This window comes from Pseudomonas maioricensis, assembly GCF_022790535.1.
In the GTDB taxonomy this organism is placed as follows: Bacteria; Pseudomonadota; Gammaproteobacteria; order Pseudomonadales; family Pseudomonadaceae; genus Aquipseudomonas; species Aquipseudomonas maioricensis.
On record NZ_LOHG01000003.1, the window covers coordinates 442,847 to 462,100 of the forward strand.

General features: G+C 56.3%; 14 protein-coding genes. 3 read left to right on the forward strand and 11 right to left on the reverse strand.

The features are described 5' to 3' along the window. Positions 1–97: 97 nt before the first annotated feature. Positions 98–1,519, reverse strand: coding sequence for a bifunctional D-glycero-beta-D-manno-heptose-7-phosphate kinase/D-glycero-beta-D-manno-heptose 1-phosphate adenylyltransferase HldE (hldE, locus tag AUC61_RS07310; protein ID WP_243245294.1), 1,422 nt, complete (start codon positions 1,517–1,519; stop codon positions 98–100). A gap of 147 nt (positions 1,520–1,666) precedes the next feature. Further along, on the reverse strand, positions 1,667–3,469 hold the full coding sequence (msbA, locus tag AUC61_RS07315; RefSeq protein ID WP_243245295.1) for a lipid A export permease/ATP-binding protein MsbA: 1,803 nt from the start codon (positions 3,467–3,469) through the stop codon (positions 1,667–1,669). A 116-nt stretch (positions 3,470–3,585) separates the two neighbouring features. On the opposite strand from msbA, the gene AUC61_RS07320 reads away from it, so the two are divergent. Beyond that, positions 3,586–4,224 carry a phosphotransferase gene (locus AUC61_RS07320; RefSeq protein ID WP_243245296.1) on the forward strand — a complete coding sequence of 213 codons (639 nt, stop codon included), beginning with the start codon at positions 3,586–3,588 and terminating at the stop codon, positions 4,222–4,224. Positions 4,225–4,283: 59 nt separating this feature from the next. On the opposite strand, the gene AUC61_RS07325 is transcribed toward AUC61_RS07320, so the two are convergent. From AUC61_RS07325 to AUC61_RS07355, 7 genes are read right to left on the reverse strand one after another with little or no spacing between them, the layout of a single operon-like run. After that, complete coding sequence (locus tag AUC61_RS07325; RefSeq protein ID WP_243245297.1) at positions 4,284–5,447, reverse strand: O-antigen ligase domain-containing protein; 1,164 nt, start codon at positions 5,445–5,447, stop codon at positions 4,284–4,286. Next, positions 5,437–6,210: a glycosyltransferase family 2 protein gene (locus AUC61_RS07330; RefSeq protein WP_243245298.1), complete on the reverse strand. Its 774-nt coding sequence runs from the start codon at positions 6,208–6,210 to the stop codon at positions 5,437–5,439. Before AUC61_RS07330 ends, AUC61_RS07325 begins: the two co-directional genes overlap by 11 nt. A gap of 33 nt (positions 6,211–6,243) precedes the next feature. Further along, complete coding sequence (locus AUC61_RS07335; protein ID WP_243245299.1) at positions 6,244–7,200, reverse strand: glycosyltransferase family protein; 957 nt, start codon at positions 7,198–7,200, stop codon at positions 6,244–6,246. A gap of 30 nt (positions 7,201–7,230) precedes the next feature. Continuing rightward, positions 7,231–8,640: a PIG-L deacetylase family protein gene (locus AUC61_RS07340; RefSeq protein ID WP_243245322.1), complete on the reverse strand. Its 1,410-nt coding sequence runs from the start codon at positions 8,638–8,640 to the stop codon at positions 7,231–7,233. Next, entirely contained in the window at positions 8,637–9,533 is an 897-nt protein-coding gene (locus AUC61_RS07345; protein ID WP_243245300.1) for an antimicrobial resistance protein Mig-14, read from the reverse strand. Before AUC61_RS07345 ends, AUC61_RS07340 begins: the two co-directional genes overlap by 4 nt. Further along, on the reverse strand, positions 9,533–10,663 hold the full coding sequence (locus tag AUC61_RS07350) for a glycosyltransferase (protein ID WP_243245301.1): 1,131 nt from the start codon (positions 10,661–10,663) through the stop codon (positions 9,533–9,535). The genes AUC61_RS07345 and AUC61_RS07350 overlap by 1 nt, the downstream gene beginning before the upstream one ends. After that, entirely contained in the window at positions 10,647–12,404 is a 1,758-nt protein-coding gene (locus tag AUC61_RS07355) for a carbamoyltransferase family protein (protein ID WP_122663189.1), read from the reverse strand. The genes AUC61_RS07350 and AUC61_RS07355 overlap by 17 nt, the downstream gene beginning before the upstream one ends. Positions 12,405–12,746: 342 nt before the next feature. On the opposite strand from AUC61_RS07355, the gene AUC61_RS07360 reads away from it, so the two are divergent. Together AUC61_RS07360 and AUC61_RS07365 are read left to right on the forward strand one after the other, a co-directional pair. Then, on the forward strand, positions 12,747–16,283 hold the full coding sequence (locus AUC61_RS07360; protein ID WP_243245302.1) for a toxin VasX: 3,537 nt from the start codon (positions 12,747–12,749) through the stop codon (positions 16,281–16,283). A 58-nt stretch (positions 16,284–16,341) separates the two neighbouring features. Then, the gene (locus tag AUC61_RS07365) at positions 16,342–17,406 is read left to right on the forward strand and encodes a hypothetical protein (protein WP_243245303.1); all 1,065 of its coding nucleotides are present in this window, start codon (positions 16,342–16,344) and stop codon (positions 17,404–17,406) included. 75 nt (positions 17,407–17,481) lie between these two features. On the opposite strand, the gene AUC61_RS07370 is transcribed toward AUC61_RS07365, so the two are convergent. Both AUC61_RS07370 and AUC61_RS07375 read right to left on the reverse strand, forming a co-directional pair. Then, complete coding sequence (locus AUC61_RS07370; protein WP_243245304.1) at positions 17,482–18,363, reverse strand: DUF4123 domain-containing protein; 882 nt, start codon at positions 18,361–18,363, stop codon at positions 17,482–17,484. Beyond that, the coding region (locus tag AUC61_RS07375; protein WP_243245305.1) for a type VI secretion system Vgr family protein at positions 18,360–19,254 on the reverse strand (895 nt) is incomplete at its 5' end. The genes AUC61_RS07370 and AUC61_RS07375, both read right to left, overlap by 4 nt.

Genomic DNA, 19,254 nt, shown 5'->3' on the forward strand with positions numbered 1-19,254 from the left:
GAACCTGTAGGAGTGAGCTTGCTCGCGATGGCGCCAGGTCAGGCGATCAATTCGTCGAACCAGAAACCGAATCGCGAGCAAGCTCGCTCCTACAGAGTTATTGCCCGCGGATCTTCTCGACAATCGCAGTAGTAGAGCTGTTTTCCACCAGCCCCAGCACCCGCACTTCACCGCCATAAGCCTGAACGATATCGGCACCCACAACCTGATCAATGCTGTAATCGCCACCTTTTACCAGCACATCAGGCTTGACGTAGCTGAGGAGGTTTTCCGGCGTACCTTCGGCGAAGCTGATTACCCAATCCACCGCACCAAGACCCGCCAGCACGGCCATACGCCGATCGACACTGTTGATTGGACGGCCAGGACCTTTCAAACGGCTGACAGAGGCATCGTCGTTGATCGCAACAATCAATCGATCTCCTTGCGCGCGCGCCTGCTCCAGATACGTCACATGACCGGCATGCAGGATATCGAAGCAACCGTTGGTGAAAACGATCTTCTCGTTGTGAGCACGGGCATCGTCGATAGCTTGTAACAACTGCTCAAGGCTCAATACGCCTCGCTCTGAACCTTCCTCACGCTGAATGGCGCGACGCAACTCCGGTGCGCTGATAGCAGCGGTACCCAGCTTGCCGACCACTATGCCAGCTGCCAGGTTAGCCAGGGCTACAGCGTGTGGCAGATCTTCACCGGCAGCGATAGCGGCCGCCAGAGTAGAAATAACAGTATCGCCAGCACCGGTGACGTCAAACACTTCACGGGCACGGGCAGGCAGATGCAACGGCGGGTGCTCCGGACGCAACAAGGTCATGCCGTGCTCCCCACGAGTCACCAGCAACGCGCCCAGATCCAGCTCGGCCATCAATTCTGCGCCCTTGGCAACCAGCTCAGCCTCATCGACGCAGTGGCCGACAATCGCTTCAAACTCGCTGAGATTCGGGGTGATGAGACTGGCGCCACGATAAATCGCGAAGTCTTTACCTTTAGGGTCGGCAAGCACCGGGATATTGCGCTCACGGGCAACCTTGATCAGCGCCTGATGGTTTTTCAGGGCGCCCTTGCCGTAATCAGACAGCACCAACACCTTGATGCCATCAAGCAACCCTTCCACTTCGGCGCTCAAGGCCTCCGCGTCGGTAGCAAAAGGCTCTTCGAAGTCGATACGCAGCAACTGCTGGTGGCGGCTCATCACACGCAGTTTGACGATAGTCGGTTGACTCGCAATACGCTGAAAGCGTGCCAGAACACCAGCAGCCTTGAGACTGTTGGACAGGCTTTCGGCAGCCTCGTCTTCACCGGTAACCCCCACGAGCGAAGCAGGAGCACCCAGTGCAGCGATGTTCAAGGCAACGTTGGCGGCACCGCCCGGGCGGTCCTCGATCTGCTCCACCTTGACCACAGGCACGGGCGCCTCTGGCGAAATCCTCGAGGTGCCGCCATGCCAATAGCGGTCGAGCATGACATCGCCCACTACCAAGACTGGAGCTTGATCGAAACGCGGCATGGACAACTTCATCGAACAACCCGTAACTAGAATGAACAGGGGCGGAATCTTAGCACAGGGTTTGCGCAGGCTTGGGATTGCGCAACATTGAGAATTGCGAAAGCGGCGATCTGTATAGGCTGTGCGGGAACGGATTCGCCCCCACCCAGCCTGTCCTGGTCAGATCGCGCCAACCGGCGCAGGCTCATCGAGCCCCATCGCGTGCAGGCGTGCGTAATAGCCATTTTGCGCCAAGAGTTGCGCATGGGTACCACGCTCAACGATGCGCCCGGCATCCATCACCAGAATCTGATCAGCTTTTTCAATGGTCGACAAACGGTGGGCAATCACCAGCGTCGTACGCCCTTTCATGGCGTGATCCAGCGCTGCCTGAATGTGACGCTCAGACTCGGTATCCAGCGCCGAAGTGGCTTCATCGAGGATCAGAACCGGTGCGTTCTTGAGCAAAGCCCGGGCAATCGCCAGACGCTGACGTTGTCCACCGGAAAGCAGCACACCGTTTTCGCCGACCTGAGTATCCAGACCTTGCGGGAGCTGCTCAATGAACTCTTTGGCGTAGGCATCGGCAGCGGCTGTTTCGATGTCGGCACGCGGTGCGCCGCTCAAATCGCCATAAGCGATGTTATTCGCGACGCTATCGTTGAACAGCGTCACGCTCTGGGTAACCTGAGCGATATGGCGACGCAGGTTACGCAACCGGTAGTCGCTGATTTCCACGCCATCAAGCAGGATCTGCCCATTGCTGTGCTGGTAGAAACGCGGCAATAGGCTGGCAAGCGTCGACTTGCCACTTCCCGAGCGCCCTACAAGCGCAACCATCTGACCTGGCGCCACCGAGAAACTGATGTCATCCAGCACCTGCCGCTCCGTGCCCGGGTAGGTGAAGCTGAGGTTCTTGACCTCCAGATGCCCACTGACCCGATCACGTTCAATCGTGCCATTGTCGGCTTCCGGCTCGACATCGAGCTGTTCGAATATGCTCTCCGCGCCAGCAACACCCTTTTGAATGGTTGAGCTGACTTCAGATAACTGACGGATAGGCTTGGGCAGCAAACCTGCCGCTGTGATGTACGCGACCAGATCACCGGCAGTGGAATCGCCACGCAGGTAAAGCACGAGGAACATCAGCACAGCCATCGCCGTGTAGATCACCAACTGCAGCATCGGCGTGTAGATCGCGCCGGTTTTAGTCATGCGCAATTGCTTTTTGGTGTTGTCGTTACTGGCATCGGCAAAACGGGTTTCTTCGTAATGTTCGCCACCGAAGCTGCGAACGACGCGATACCCTTGAATGGTCTCGGATGCCACGTGTGTTACATCACCCATTGCCACCTGAATTTTCTTGCTTTGCTTACGAAATTTCTTGCTGGCGCTGCCGACCATCACGGCAATCACCGGCAAAATCGCCAACATCACCAGCGTCAGTTGCCAATTCATCCACAGCAGGTAGATGAACAGAAACACGACTGTAAGGCCTTCGCGAATCACCACTTTGATTGCATCAGTGGCCGCACCTGTCACCATCGTCACGTTGAACGTGATGCGTGAAATCAGATGCCCCGAGTTATGGGTATCAAAATAACGATTAGGTAATACCAACAGCTTGTTGAATAGCTCGACGCGCAAGTCATGGACCAGGCCCAGAGAGACTTTCGCGAGAAAGTAGTTACCCAGGAAAGACCCCAGACCTTGCCAGGCCGCGATCAGTACGATAATCAGCGGCACGGCCTGAAGCAATTGCAGGTCGCGCAGGTACGGAACATGGGGGAACAATACTGCCTCAGGATTACTGAGCCCATCGACGAAGTACTTCAGAATGCCCGCCAGCATAGGCTGGGTCGAAGCAAACATGACAAAGCCGACAATACTGAGCAGGAATATCCCTACATATGGACGCACATAGGACAACAAGCGGAAGTAAATCTTCATGCTTGATTGGCTGGACGATTCGGAGGATGTCATGAGAATCCGTCATGCATAAAAAGAGGCCGAATTGTATCACAAGCGCATTTTGCTACGGCTTGCTGCGGTAACATAGGCGGCTGTCCAAGCCCTAGGGCACAGAAACCGGAGTATCGATGCAAGCGCTTGATCATGCACATTACCTTGCCTTGATCGCGGGGGCCGAAGTCCTTGAAGCAGATCATTCAGGTGATAAAGTCCTGCGGTTGACCGATGGATCAATGCTGAAGCTATTTCGCCGAAAACGGTTGATCAGCTCGGCAGCCTGGTACCCGTATGCGCGACGCTTTGCTGACAATTGCATCACCCTCGCGCAACGAGCTATCCCTTGCCCCACAGTGCTGAGCGTCGTAAGAATTGCACAAATCCAGCGCGATGCTGTGCATTACACTCCGCTGGCAGGCCTGACTCTACGTCAGGTCATGCACGCTCCAGAGAATGATGACGAACTGCGCGCACAACTGGGGCGCTTCATTGCCGAACTGCACGAGAAAGGCATTTACTTCCGCTCAGCCCATCTGGGGAATGTGATACTCACCCCGGAACGCACGTTGGGCCTGATCGACATAGCCGACATGAAAACCTTCCGCGGCCCACTGCGTAAAAGTCTTCGGCTGCGCAACTTCAAACACATGCTGCGCTATACCGAAGATCGCGAGTGGCTGCTGGGGCAAAACAATCAGGCATTTATTAACGGATACCTGGGTGCACAGGCACTCTGCGCCGCAAACGAGCTGGCCCTGGCAATGCGTTAACCGCTACCGTTAATCAACGCAAAAAAATGGCCCTCGAAGGGCCATTTTTTTTGTCTGGTTTACTGCCGCTCTAGCCTGCGCTCGCGCACGACCTGGGCATAAATCATTGCCGCAGGGAACAGCACCAGAATCCACAACTCGTCAGGGTTACCCACCAACTTGCTGCCATCAAAGTTGAGCATCACCAGCGCACAGGCCAGATAAACGCCCCATGCGCTGCGCAAGCGCCACGCATTCCAGAGAGTCAGCGCCATCACAGCAATGAACAACACCAGGGAGGTGGCACCGGTATAGAGCCCCATCGCGATGAAAATGTTATGAGGATGCTGAATGGGCATGCCGTACTGCAGGGTTTGAGTCGTGTGGAACTCAACCCCACAGCCCGTCATCCAGCCGCAATTGCGCCACTCCCCAATCATGATATGGAACAGTTCCAGACGATAGGAATCACCTCGTGCGAACAACTGCTGTACCCATGTTTCATCCTTGACCAGCCAGATCAGAAGCAGAGCCACAAGGGCCAATCCAAGCACCGCGATGACGCCTTGTTTCCTGTAATGACGCATGGCGTGAAGCGCCCATAAGCCACCGAGGAATAGTGCGCCAATAATGGCTGTGCGAGTTTGAACGACGAAAAGCACGACAAAAAGCGACAAAGCAATGGCCGCGACGGCCTCTATCCAGCGGCGCTGCTGATGCATCACGGGCAGTGCAAGACCTAGAGCACAGAACAACCAGATGCTTGCATAAATAACGTTATCCAGGCGCGCGGGCAGCATCGCAACGCGATCGCCAAATCCATACTTCCCGGTGAGCCAGCTATAGATGCCGGAAAGCAGCATGTATAAAAAAACAACCCAGAACTGACTACGGGCAAATAAACCGCTGTTGAAGAAATCGACATTGGTCAGTCCGGCGAGCACAAAAACAAACAATGCAACGTAGGCAATGTGCTTATAGAACTGGAAGTCGCCTGCAAAATAGGCAGGCATGAGAAAACCCAGCATGAACACCAGCCACAGCCAGCCCAAGCGATCGGTAAATAGACCAGCGCTACGCTCTTTGATCAGGAACAGGACGCCTGGAAGCGCAATCAATGCATAAAACAAATTATTGGTTAACTTGGAAGAAGCCCCAAAGATGAAGCTCAACAGAAAAATAATCAACGCTGCACTGAAGTAAGCAGCGACCTTCGGGTTAACGTAGAATTTTTCAGACAACATTACTAATTACCCAACCTATCACCAGCCCGAGAACCAGTGTCCCCAGTAGTTTGACGCGATCACGTTTCTTACGGCGTTGTTTGCTGACGCGCTCTTGTGGCAGCTCCAGATGATCTCCAAAACCGGTATGCAGCACCGCATCATTTTCCAGAATCAATGCATAACGATTTTCTGCGGCATAAAGACCCGACAGCTTTTTCTCTCCGCCGTGAGAGGCATAAGGCGCATGCTGCTTGTAGTCAACAAGGCGACGCAGTCCAGGGTTGAAAGAAAAACCCTGCCACTCGGGCTTGTGGGAGCCGAGCTTGTAGAAAGGGATACTTTGGAACACCTCACGCTCATTGAGATAAATGTAAGGGCTGTGAATCTGAAGGTCGTGATTGAAGCTACGTAGCCATACCTGCAAGGCCTGCGGATCGTTCTCCAGCAAGGTCATCGACTCCTCGATGAAGCCCGGGCGATAAAAGTCCCAGTCGTCTTCACAGTGGAACACCCAGGACGTCTCGATCAGCTCATAAGCCGCATCGACCGAACGCATCTGGCCAAGCTTGGGATTGTTGATAATGAAGCGAGTAAATGGCCGCCAGTGCTCTGGAATACAGGCCTCAACCTGAGCGTCGCCCGAGTCTTCGGTAATCAGGACACTGCGTATTGGTGCGGTATTGAAGCGGTCAAATGTCTCAAGCGTGCGCTTTAACAAATCAAACCGCCCACAACTGGTGACCACCAGTGTGATATCGCTACTTTCGCTTAACACCATCATGTGTACTCAATCATTGAAATTTGAAAAAGGCGATCAAAGCCCCAGCCGGGACCTCAAACGGTCCACCCAGCCCATGGCAGGCATGGTACGCAGTGGCGGACGCATTTCTTCAACTATGGCCTTCCCTAGGGCGTGAAATGTAAAGCGTTGTTCAACCAAAGTCTGCCCATTACGCGAAATTTCATCTGCCAAGCCGGGGTTATCCCTTAGTTGCCGCAGTTTTTCCTGAAGCTGCGGGATGTCGCTGTAAAACACGATGTTGTGCATGTCGACGAAACCTAGCGCGCGATTCTCTTCAGCGCCTTGATCGTAGGCAAGCAATACACAACCGCAGGCCATGGCCTCGAAGTTCTTGATCATGTATTCACCCATCCCCACGTCGGCGCTGACGAAAAAGCGAATCCGGTTGAGGGTTTCGCAATACTCCTCACCTGACTTGGTACGGGTCACGACCAGCTTTTCAACACGGCCCAATTCATCCAGTAATGCCTTGCGCCCACTGTACGCCACACTGTTGGTGCTGCCGACGAACGCCAACTCGATATCCCGCTCGCGATCACGCCACTGGAGCAGGCTCTGGTCGTAGCCTTTCGGGACAAATACGGCATCAAAGCCTTCTTCGCGCAGCCGCTCACTGACATTGAACCCGGAACACATAACCCTCACCCACGGCAGTTTGCGGTAGTGGGCACTGAACTTTCCGGTGTACTTGCAGGTGATGTAGTTCTGGTAGGCATCGTGCTCGAGGATCACCAGATTGGGGATCGTGCGTATGAAACCGACCTGACGGATTTCATGCTTGAAGCGCAGGAAGAACACAATGCGGTCGTATTGAGTAACGTCCACCTCGCGGCGGAAATAACTGCGCAGATTGCGTTGTTCCGCGGAAGTCAGCCAGCGCACATCACATTCGCAATGGGCAGCAATGCCCTCATAGAGGCGATCCAGAATGGCTCGTTGTTCTTTCTGAACCAAAAGTAAAACTTTCATTTTTTTCCTTGCAGTACCGCAGGCTGCTGATCAGATATCTCTGCGCCAGAACAGTTCATGTCGGCGAACGGCCTTTCTGAAAAATTCGTTTTCGCCCTCGGCAGGCCAACGCCGCCCGGCCAGCACCTTTTGCAACCAGCGACGCACGCGCCGCTTGAACGGCATGGGTGGCTGCAGATCATGCATCATGCCTAGCGCCATGGCTTTATCACGCTGCTGCTCAACCGACAGTTCAAGGCAATAGGGGATCATCTTCAATGAAGCATCAAACAATGGTGGCAAACAGACACCATTATAAGCATTCCCCATGGGCCAGCGGTCATTGTCGTGCAAATGATTGGCATACCCCAGGATCACTTCAGGCTGCCACTCAAGCCCTTCCAAGGCCTCAAGGACCGCGGCCTGAGCGCAAATATGATCAGGATGAGGATCGATGGCAGGATGAGGCATCACCAATACCTGAGGTCGCGCCTGCAAAAGCAGCGCCCGCAAATCTGCCAGCAAGTTGTGCCAGGTCGGCGCGCCGTCAACGTCGCCGGGCAGCGTCATGCTGTTGAACTGACGAAACATCCGTGTATCGGCAAGCTGCGCTTCACGTGAGCCAACAGGCTGGTCCGGCGCTGCCTGCATGGCTGGCAACTGCAGACAGAAATACCCCAGCTGAACACACTGAGCTTCAGGCACTCCGCCCCACCGTGGCACGGCGATACTATCCCAGGCTCTCAGCCGCCCCTTGATACGCGCAGCCTGGGCCTGATCCATGCCCATTTGCTGGTAATGCCCGGCTTCGATTTCACCCGCAGTCAGCGTGACAATCCAGGTATCGGCCGCCTGGCTGTACAAGCCGAAAGCTGCCAGCTCTGCGTCATCGGCGTGAGGTGCGATGACCATGACCCTTTGCTGGCGGGCATCTGTCTGCCGGAACACCCACAGCCGAGGTTCACCGCGCAGGGTGCAGAAGCGACCCCGCAAGCGCAAAGAACCCTCGGCGAGCGCCCGCCCAAGACCGGTCAGATTGAGGTAGCGCATACCGCCAACGCCTCGTTCGAAGGCCTGACTGTCCGCGACATCTGCTTCAGTCAGCTCAACGCAAGGATCAAAAAAACGCCCCAGCCAGGAACTCTGAACATCAACGCCCAGAACAAGGGTTTCATCCCCTGCCAGCTCCAGAGGCGCTTGCAGGTGTAATGTCTGGGCCTTGAGACTCACCCCCGCTACCTCCGCCTCTGCAGGAAAGTCATAGCGGTAATCGTCTTTCGGCGAATAGAACAGATGATCGGCAAACCAGGCTTCGTGGGCGATCCAGCCAATGACAGCCAGCAGCAGAGGCAGCCACCAGGCAACCAGCACACCGACGACAATCAGTAGAAGCAGCCCGACCAGCAGTGCCACGCGCTTGTTACGGCGATGGCGCTTGAGTAAAGCCTGCTTGCGGCTCAAATCTGGAATACCGGCACGGGGTTGCACCAACGATCCTTGTACTCGCGATCTGAGCGACCGAATGAAAAACGCAGCGGCTTGCCCAGATTGCGAGCATCTTCCCAAGCGCTTTGCGTGTTCAGGAAACTCAGCACGCTGCCAGGACTGAACTCACGGGTTTCGGGGTCAACCCCACCGTTGATGTACTCGACGCTGATCCACTCTGGTGCCTCAACCCGATAAACCAGCTGGATGGCAATCGGCGAATCATTGAGAAAAACCACCGAACCAATCAACAGTTCGCGCAGCAGCTCAATGACCTCGGCCATACGTTCGGCACCGGTGGCAGGAAACCCCCAACGGCGCTGAAACAGGTCGCAGTACATACGGGCCAGCTCGGCACTGCTGAAATCGGTTACTGGACGCACAACGCCGCCAGCTTCCTCCAGCAGTCGCAGCTCACGACGCTGGTTGTAGCGGAACTTCTTCGATAGTTCTTCTGGTGTGCGAGCCATGGCCAACGACTCGGCCTGAGGCTTGAGGGTGCTGATGCGCCCTTCATTTAGGGCAGAAAAATAACGCCCGCGGTGACGAACCGGTACCTGTGCATCGGCGGCAATCGGCACTATCAACTCGGCATTACCGAGATCAAACAGACCTTTCTTGCCGTGACTTTTCAGCACGTCTTTGGACAATGCAAGCGACCGGCCCCACGTAGGGATCGCCGCCTTGATCTCACCGTCTTTTTCCCAGCCCAGGTAGCGCACCGGGATTTGTGCCAGGCCTGCCAAGCGCTCGACCACCACCGGGTGAGTCGCCACGCTACCGCCATAACGGTGCCACGCCTGTTGGTAAGCAGCCGCATCGATCAGCGTCCAGCCGCGCTCGCGCCAGCCTTGAAATCGATTAAGCATCAAGACTCCGCAATCAGGCTGGTGACCTGAGGTAAACGCCAGAACACTTCGCGTACCGCCTGATCAGAAAAACGCTCGCGCAAACGCAGCAGCATCAGTTCAGCGCACTCGCGACGCTGATCAGCATCGAGCGCCGACAAATGAATCAGCCCGTGAGCAAGGCGTTCAGTATCGCCAAGCGGGAACAGCACACCCACGCCCTCGACCACTTCTTTCGCCCCGCCGCAGGATGTCGCCAACACAGGCACACCTGCCACCATCGCCTCAAGCAACACCATCCCGAACGGCTCGTGATCGGAGCTCAGGGCGAACACATCAAACGCTTTGTAGTAGAGGCTGGCCTGAGGTACTTGTCCCAGGAATAGCACCTGAGAACCAATGCCCAGTTCCAGGGCCAAAGCCTTGAGCTGCTGTTCGAGCGGCCCCTTGCCGAGAATCACCAGTTGGCTGTTTGACGGCAGACTTGGCAACGCTTTCGCAAAGCCGCGCAACAGACTGGCTTGATCCTTGTCTGGATGCAGCCTTCCAACGTTGCCGACGATCCAGGCGGATGAAGACAGACCCAGCTCGTTACGCGCCTGCTCGGCGGAAAGCTGAGTGGCTTGCAGGTGCTCGATATCAACACGGTTGTAGAGCGTCTGGATACGACCGGTCGGCCACGCGGGCAGACTTTTCTGCATGTCGTCACGTACGGCGTTGGACACGCCCAGCAAACTCAAACGCCTACGAAACAGATGTGCGAAGAGTTTGCGACCGCGACGTCGATAGTCAGCGAATGCATGGTGCACACCAATGACCGGCAGACGAGTCGCCAGAAGCGCGATGTACACCGGTTTGAAACGGTGCGCGATGCAGAAGCTGAAATTGCGTGAAGCAACGATCTCGCGCAAATCACGAATAGCGCGCAGCTTCAGGCCCCGGATCGCCGCAGAGCGGTACTCCATGAACAACACTTCATCGGACGCACAACCGGCAGCAACATCGGCATCAGCCGCGCCGGTCAGGAATACCGTAGTTACCCGGTATCCCTTGCCAACGAACAGACTCGCGTATTGCCGGGCACAGTCTAGAAACGGGCCATCATAACCGTGACAAAACTGCAGCACATGGCGCTCAGCCGAGCGTGTCATAGGCTTCCACGCCGTCTTTGACCACCAGAATATCTTCCATGATCAGGTATTCGAGGTCCGAGCCAAAGAACATGTTCAAGGCATCGGTAGGCGAGCAGATCATTGGCTCGCCGCGACGGTTCAGCGACGTGTTCAGTGACACGCCGTTACCGGTCAGGTTTTCCAGCGCTTTCATCATGTCGTAATAGCGCGGGTTGTATTCACGCTTCAGGACCTGGGCGCGCGAAGTGCCGTCTTCATGGACAACCTCAGGCACGCGGGTTTTCCACTCTTCAGCCACTTCAAAGGTGAAGGTCATGAACGGCGCAGGATGATCAATCTTGATCATTTGCGGCGCAACGGTGTCGAGCATCGACGGGCAGAAAGGCCTCCAGCGCTCGCGGAACTTGATCTGATGGTTAATGCGATCGGCCACGCCAGCCACGCTCGGGCAACCGATGATCGAACGGCCACCCAATGCACGAGGACCAAACTCCATACGGCCCTGGAACCAGGCCACAGGATTACCCGCAACCATGATTTGCGCGATGCGCTCCGGGGTGTTTTCAATCTGACGCCATACCGGCTTGCTCGGGTGACGAGCGCAGGCAGCGATCACATCTTCGTTGGTGTAAGACGGACCGAGGTAGACGTGTTCCATCTTCTCGACCGGCACACCACGAGCATGGGAAACATAAGCCGCAGCGCCGACCGCAGTGCCCGCATCACCCGAAGCTGGCTGCACGAACAGCTCTTTGACTTCAGGACGAGCAATGATTTTCTGGTTCAACTTGACGTTCAGCGCACAGCCGCCCGCAAAAGCGATCTTGCCGGTTTCCTTGAGGATGTCACCCAGATAGTGATCCATCATCTGCAGCGCCAGCTTCTCGAACAGCGCTTGCATGCTTGCGGCGTAGTGGATGTAAGGCTCGTCGGCGATGTCGCCTTCGCGCTTCGGACCCAGCCACTCGATCAGTTTTGGCGAGAAGTAGAAACCTTTGCCCTTCTCTTTATAACGACGCAGGCCGATGACGTTGGCCAGCTCAGTGTTAATTACCAACTCGCCGTTTTCGAAGGTCGCCAGACGCGAGAAATCGTATTTGCTGGCATCGCCGTACGGCGCCATACCCATCACTTTGAATTCGCCGTCGAGCATTTCGAAACCGAGAAACTCGGTGATCGCGCCATACAGGCCGCCCAGGGAGTCCGGATCGAAGAACTCTTTGATCTTGTGGATCTTGCCGTTTTCGCCGTAGCCAAAGAAGGTGGTCGCGTACTCACCCTTGCCATCGATACCGAGGATCGCGGTTTTCTCTTTAAAGCCGGAGCAGTGATAGGCACTGGAGGCGTGAGCCAGGTGGTGCTCGACCGGCTCGATCTTGATCTTCTTCGGATCGAAGCCCAGTTGCTCAAGGCACCAGACGATCTTGTTGCGATAACGCTTATAGCGACGGTTGCCCATCAGCAGCGCGTCGAGCGCACGATCCGGGGCATACCAGTAACGCTTGGCGTAGTGCCAGCGTGCCTTACCGAACAAGCTGATCGGCGCAAAAGGAATCGCCACTACATCGACGTCCGATGGCTTGATGCCAGCCTGTTCAAGACAGAACTTCGCCGACTCGTAGGGCATGCGGTTCTTTGCATGTTTATCGCGAACGAAGCGCTCTTCTTCAGCCGCTGCCACCAGCTTGCCGTCTATGTACAGCGCCGCGGAAGGATCATGGCTAAGGGCGCCGGACAGGCCAAGAATCGTCAATGCCACTGGGGTCTAGCCTCTTTAGTCTGCATGCAGGCGGCAAACGCCTGAGAAAAATATGTGCCCTCGCAGCGGGGCGAGGAACAGCTAAAGGGCGGGATTATAGCGTAATGACACGCGGATTTGCTTGGCTGTGAGTAAATCTGGCGCAAGCCGCAGGTTGGTTAGCGGGCGTATGAATCTACGACGTGCTGCGTAGGGCTTTTCCCAAAGTGCTTTCCGGGCATTGAGGGCCCGCCGCGCATCAGCCACTCTCCCGCCCTCGCTCAGGGTCGGGCTCAAGTATTAAGCGCTCCGCCATCTGGACCCTGGCCTCCTCGACTCGCCAGCCCAAGGCAAGGAGCCTGCATGACCGCCCCTCATATTACGCCGCGTGGCCATATGGCCAATCTAGTCGCCAAGGCCAGACCCGCCGAAGCACCTGATGCGGGCGGATTTTGTCCGTTGATGAGCCGGACCCTGCAACTGCTGCCAGTGCGTTACGGGCTGGTGGAAGACCTTGACCCGTCCATCGAAATCACCATGCCGTACAAATTGCAGGCCTTGCCCTTGGGGTTTCGCCTGCTGCGCGATGGCTATCTGTACATCATCGACAGCTCCACCGGCCTGCTGCACGAGTACCAGATAACCCATGGCTCAGTGACTGCGCTGTTGTTCAAGGGCGATCAGGTCACCAGGGATCGTCGGACTGATGTGACTGAGACTGATCCAGCGCTGGCGTTCTCTCGCAGCAGCGTGCTGCACGTCGCCTTTTCCGAGGTCCAGTGGACGGCTTTCAAATGCGCGCAGGTGATGAAGGTTACCGCCGAGCGTGAGTACTTCATGCAGCGGGTCAGCTTTGAAGGTATTGAAAAGGGACAAGCCCGGGACCTGATCGACGACCGGAAGATGGCCATATGGCTGGCTGAAAGCAGCGGCAGTTGGGCAGACAAGCCAGACGAGATTTCCAAGAAGATTCCCTACGCCTGGGAACACACGCCGCTTTATCGCCAGACGATTATTGAAGAGTTCACCAGCCAGATCACTACCGCCCATAAGCGTGACTTTCTGTTTCTCGCCGTTCGCGATGACGTCGGTGTGATGCGCGATCTGGCGCAGCATCAGGATCAGGTAGTCGACCAGATCGAGATCTGGGCGAAAAGCGGAACCGAGGAAGGCCAGGTCGAGCGCGACTACTTGCTGGGTTGTTATATCGAATCGCTCACTCAGATCAGCGAGGCCGATCTCGGCAAGCGGGCCGAGACCGATCGCGCTTTTGCAGCGGTGCTCGATGATATTGAGTACCTTGCCGAGCCAGAGCGCAGTGATACCCGGAAAACCTTGCGGGAAGTGATGAGCGAGGACAACAGTCAGCACCCCGCACCCAACGTCGATGACCCAGCGTTGCCCGCCGAGCTGCAAGCCAGGCTGAAACAGATAACGCCCAGCGCTGATCCGTCGAATCCGTATGCCGGGGAGGCGGATCGGATACGCACCCTTCAGCAGTATTACCTCGAGCAGCGTTTTACCAATACCAGCCAGGCGTTTATTGCCCGACATCGCCAGCCCCTCTGGCGGCTCTATCGCCAGATGGACAAGCGCACGAAGGAACTGCTCCACGGCGCAAAATTCGGCCAGCGGGGTATTAATGAGCTGATTGACCGTCCGGCCATGGATGCGTTTCTCAAGAAACAACGCGAAGTCCTGCAACCACTGAACGAGCTGCTGGAAAAGATCACTCAGGATCGCATCGATCTGCTGCTCAAAAACCGCCTGCATCGCGCCATCTGGTATTACGACGTCGAAGACAACGAGCAGGTTGATCACGCCTTGCTCACCGAATACGCCTGCCTGAAAGACATCTGCCGCAGTGACTACGCTCTCGAGAATGTCCTCACCTGGCTCAATACCAACCCGGCCATGACCCGCCCGATGTTCTACGCCGCGCCCCTGAGTGCGCAAACCGAGCTGGGCGTGCAGTTTGCCTACTTCGTCAATGCGGGCTGGCTGCTGATCAAGGATGCTCCCGACTCGCTGGAACGTCTGCAGCAATGGGGCGCCGGGGTTTTGCTCAATACCGAGCGGCTATCGGCCAGCACGCAGGTGATCATCAACGCCGCCTGGGGCACCCTCGCCCCGGCACTGCACATGGGCATCCAGCAGGCCCTTCAGGTGTTTTTGCAGCAGATGGACAAAGGCCAATTGCCCGACATGGACGCCCTGTTTCGCAGCCTGCCCAAGGCTACGGGCGTCACCATCCTCGACGCAGCACGACGAGAGAACGTCGCCTTCCAGATCGCCAGTGCCGAGGATCTAAAGGCATTGGGCGAGACCGTCAAAGCGGTACAAAAAGAGCGCAAATACCTGCGTTATCTGAACAACGAAGCACAAGAATCCCGAGCCAGACATCCTCTCTGGCACACCAGCACCGCTGCCGAGAACCTCAAGATCTCCCGGCAAGCCACACAGCAACGGTTGAATAAACTGGAGGAGCAACTGGCCAAGGCCATGAGCCCACTGGCTGAGTTGCCTTCGGATACGGCGCATCTTCAGGCGGCGTCATCGGGCAAGCCGGGATTGGCGTTGGTGTTTCCGGCGCAGCAGCATCAGGAAGTTAAAACCGTACTGGATAACTATCGGCGCGGGGTGACGGTTGCGCCGAAAGCGGGGTTGCTGGGGGATGGGGCCGGGTTGTTGGTGTTTGTGGCGCAGGTGGTGAATTTTGTTCAGGTGAAAAAAGAAGTCGACCTGCAGTCAGATGGAGCTAAAAACTGGGCTAGCCTCTGGAGCTCGGCAACTGCGACTTCAGCAGCAGGGTTTGGCGCAGCACAGGGCATAGCGGACACAGCCCTCAGCGCACACGCCGCGGAGCTTGCAAAAAACCTGAAGAAAGCGGAACTGATGGGCGTGCATGTGCAGATGGGCAAACTTCATGTCTGGCTCGGAGGAGTCGGATATGCCGCTGGAGCAATTGCGGCTGCTATGAGCTTGAACAGCTCTCACAAGAACTGGACGGATGCTGTACGTAATGGCAACGGCGATGCGCAGACCGGAGCTGCGATCAGTATGTTCGGCAACAGTGGTTTTATCGCCACTAATAGCTACGGCGTTGTCCAATCCACTCAAGCCCTCAGGCATGTGCTCGCCGCTGAAGCGGGTTCCGCAGCGCGAACTACGGCATGGGCTCTGGCAGGCACACGCCTCTCCACCGTATTTTTCCGCTTCAACGTAGCCGGAATCTTACTTACCGCGCTGGAGCTGTCTGGCAACTGGTTCTATAACCGCAACAACCTAAGCGGCCATGATCGCTGGTTGCTTCGCACGCCTTGGAGCCAGGACGCTGAACGACGTCGTTCGCTATCTCTAAGCAACTACCAAAAAGAACTGCATGGCCATATTCAGGCCCCACGCATGGAGATTGTTCCGTCGAATGACGACCCGAGCAACCCTAAACCCAGGCTCTTTCTGCTGCATTTTCCAAAGCTTTCTGCCGATAATCTAGCGCTACCCATCGACAGCCACGCCAGCGTAGCCTTGCTCAAAATTGGCGGTTATCAGATTGTTCGCGCCCAGCATGGCCGAGACTACAACCCAGAAAAATGGACACCTTTAAACAAGGGGCTTGAGGAAAGCTTTCAGCTTTACCAAGAGACACCTTTGATTCTGCGACTGACAAATATTAGTGGACTGCTAACTTCACCTACGCCAGGACGCTGCGACTTAATGCTGTCAATACTGCTGGGCTATCGGACACATGAAGGCCAGTACGAAGGCCATTCATATGACGTGCGTTTTCAACTTACCGGTGAGAGCGGTGATTTTCCCGCTGTCGATATTGAGCATCAGGGGGATCAGTGTCCTCACTTCGGTATCTACCCCGCGACCATGCCGTCGGGGAAGAACTGAGATGGCAGTAATAGTCCCTGAAGCACCTACCCCGATCCATCACTCCCCCCACGCGGGCATGATCGAAACCTTCCCAAGTGGTCAGGTGATCTACTTGGCACCACTACCACTGCCCACTGACCTTCCCGCTCAGGATTTCGGACACGCAGTAGGAGAAGTGAACGACACCTGCATGGACTTTGGCGTCGGGCTACCCTCTGTTTTTGCATGGCAGATGGGATTAGGAGCACCGTTTTGGGCCGTATGGTGGTTTAGCTTAGTGATCCCCGGTTTTACTTGGCTGCTCACCATCGTGGACGGGGGAGGTCCAGAACGAGCTGCGACATACATCGCTGAGCTTATTCCTCAAGGTCTGGAGATCGGAGGATGGGCCGCGGCGTTTAGCTTTGGTCTTTACCTCATCATCACCTTCAACCACCTCAACAAATACCACGAAGTCATCCCCACCCGCTTCAACCGTCAACGCCGCGAAGTTTGCTTCGTCCCCAACGGACAAACAGAGCCCATCTTCGTCCCGTGGGAATCGCTATCAGCATGGGTCGTTCAGGCACAGTCGGTCACGCAATACGGCATGGACATCCGCTACGCCATGGGCGTCGGGTTTTATCATCCGCCCCACGATGAGCATTACAGCCTGGAGTTTTTTTGCGCCGGGTTTGATCTGGCAGTGTGCAACTGGGAGGCGATTCGGGCGTACATGGAATACGAGGTTCACACCCTCAAGGAAATTCAGGACCCGTTGGAACTGCAAAACCCTGGAGATCCGCCCCACGAAGGTCTGCATACGTTTTACAACGCACGGGAGCGGATGCGGCGTCGGCGCAAGAATCGCGAGGTGGGCTTCTTCTATCCGTTCTGGTGGTACACATACCACGTGCTGACCTTGTGGACGTTGCCCAACTACCTCACCGAATGGGAAATCCGCCACATCAAAAGCATCGGCCGCGCTGCCATACCTGAAGCGATGCAAAACTGGTCAGAGCCGTTACCCGCCGAGCAATGGGCCAGGCCCAGTGAAAAGTTAAAACGTATGACCCAAGCGGTCAAAATCCTGCACGGGCAAAAGCCCAATCAAAACATTGCAGCACGGTTTACCGAGGTACAGCAGACGGCCCCCCTGTAGGAGCTCACGAGCAAAGCGAGGCAGCGATGGCGGCCTGTCTGCCCCCCATCGCTGACCTCATAAACTCGGTGCCCCCTACAAGTTTCCCGCAGCGATCTCTGCCGCCATCATCGCAGCGCGCTCAACACGCTCCAGCATGCTCAGTTCAGAACGGACTGTCAGCAACTCAGCAATGTCCGGGTGCTGCTCGAGCACGCTATCCCTCAGAAAACCGAAAACGTTGGCGTACAACCAGATTTCCTGCTCGGTCTCGAAGCCCTTATCGATGGCGGAACGAGCAAGCCGATGGATATGTTCCAGGCGCAGCTCAGGTGTGAGCTCTGCGCAATAGTAGGGGAAAAAGCGCTGCATGTTCTGGTAAAGCTCGCCCATGGATTTGTCAAAAGCCACGCCTTTCAGAGCAGCCCATTGCGCGTCACTTGCCACAAGCGGTTTGTCGTACTGCGGGTTGTACTTGTCGCCGGGGCGTTTGAGTTGTATCCATCCATCACGGACGGCGTTGCTGACGACGATCTGCTGGCAGGGGCCAAAAAGGTCCGGTCCCGGATCGCGCTCTGCTGCAAATAACGCACGCGCTACTGCGGGGTCAGAGATGCGTAAATACATGTCTTCGCCGTGAGGGGGCTTGAAACAGGTCAGCCAGCGCATGTGCGCTAACAGTTCATCCCATGAACCATCGCAGATCAACAGATACCCCCACAACGCCTGAGTGTTGGCCAGAAACTGCAAAAGAACGGGGTCATCAGCATCATGCAAGCGCACCAGACACGGTGAAAGCCGACTGATTTCAGCCCACCGGGTCCCGTGATAAAGCACGCTCACCTTAGGTGCCGGATTCCACTGGTACAGGCGTTGGAGCAGGTTTTTGACCTGAATGGCATCGAGTAGAAGCCCGACCGTCAGATCCCAGGAGAAATCGTCAGGCAGTTGAGATCGCACAGAGCGCTCGCTGCTCATGACGACGCCTTCCTGGCGTCGTCACACGCCTGGCAAAACGAGGTGCCGCCTCCGATAGCATTGCGTTGTGCATCTGGAATCAAAGACGGATTCGCGGGCAACGCCACTTGGGGTATCAACGCCGCAGGCAAGCCAGGAACCGCGGGCATTCCCGGCACTGGAACTCCGCCGAGCTGAATAGGCACGCTGCTGAAAATCCCCGCCGGGCTGATACTTATCCAGTGACCACCGGCTTTGATCGTGGCGCTGAGTCCCGCATCAATGACCACATATGCGCTTGACTGAAGATGCACCTGTGTAGCAGCGCTGACCAGATGATTGGCCGCTTTGATGTGCTGACTGCCAATTACCGTCAACGAGTCATCGGCCAGCACCTGGGTTTTGCGTGCCCCATGCGTGAGGTGGTGTTCTTCGCCATGCAGCTCATGGCTGGACAGCCCGGTGACATTGACCTTGCGCTGGTTATCCACCTGAATCGACTGATCATTAAGTACATGCTCAGACCAGTCGCGTTGGGCGCGGATGGAAATGGACTCGGCACCTTTGCGGTCTTCGATGCGCAGTTCGTTGAAACCTGCGCCGCCCGGGCTGCTTTGGGTCTTGAGCACGGTCTGGGTGTTTTGCGCGGGCAGGTTCAGCGGCGCTCGCGTACCGGCATTGGGCAGGCAGGCCTGCACATAAGGCTGGTCCGGATCGGCTTCGAAGTAACCGACGATCACTTCCATGCCGACTCGCGGAATCATTGCAGTGCCATATTGCTCATGCGCCCAGCCGGTGGCGACCCGCAGCCAACAGCTGGAATGCTCGTTACGCTTGCCTTCACGATCCCAGAAGAACTTGACCTTCACCCGGCCGTACTCGTCGCAGTAAATCTCTTCGCCCTGCGGGCCA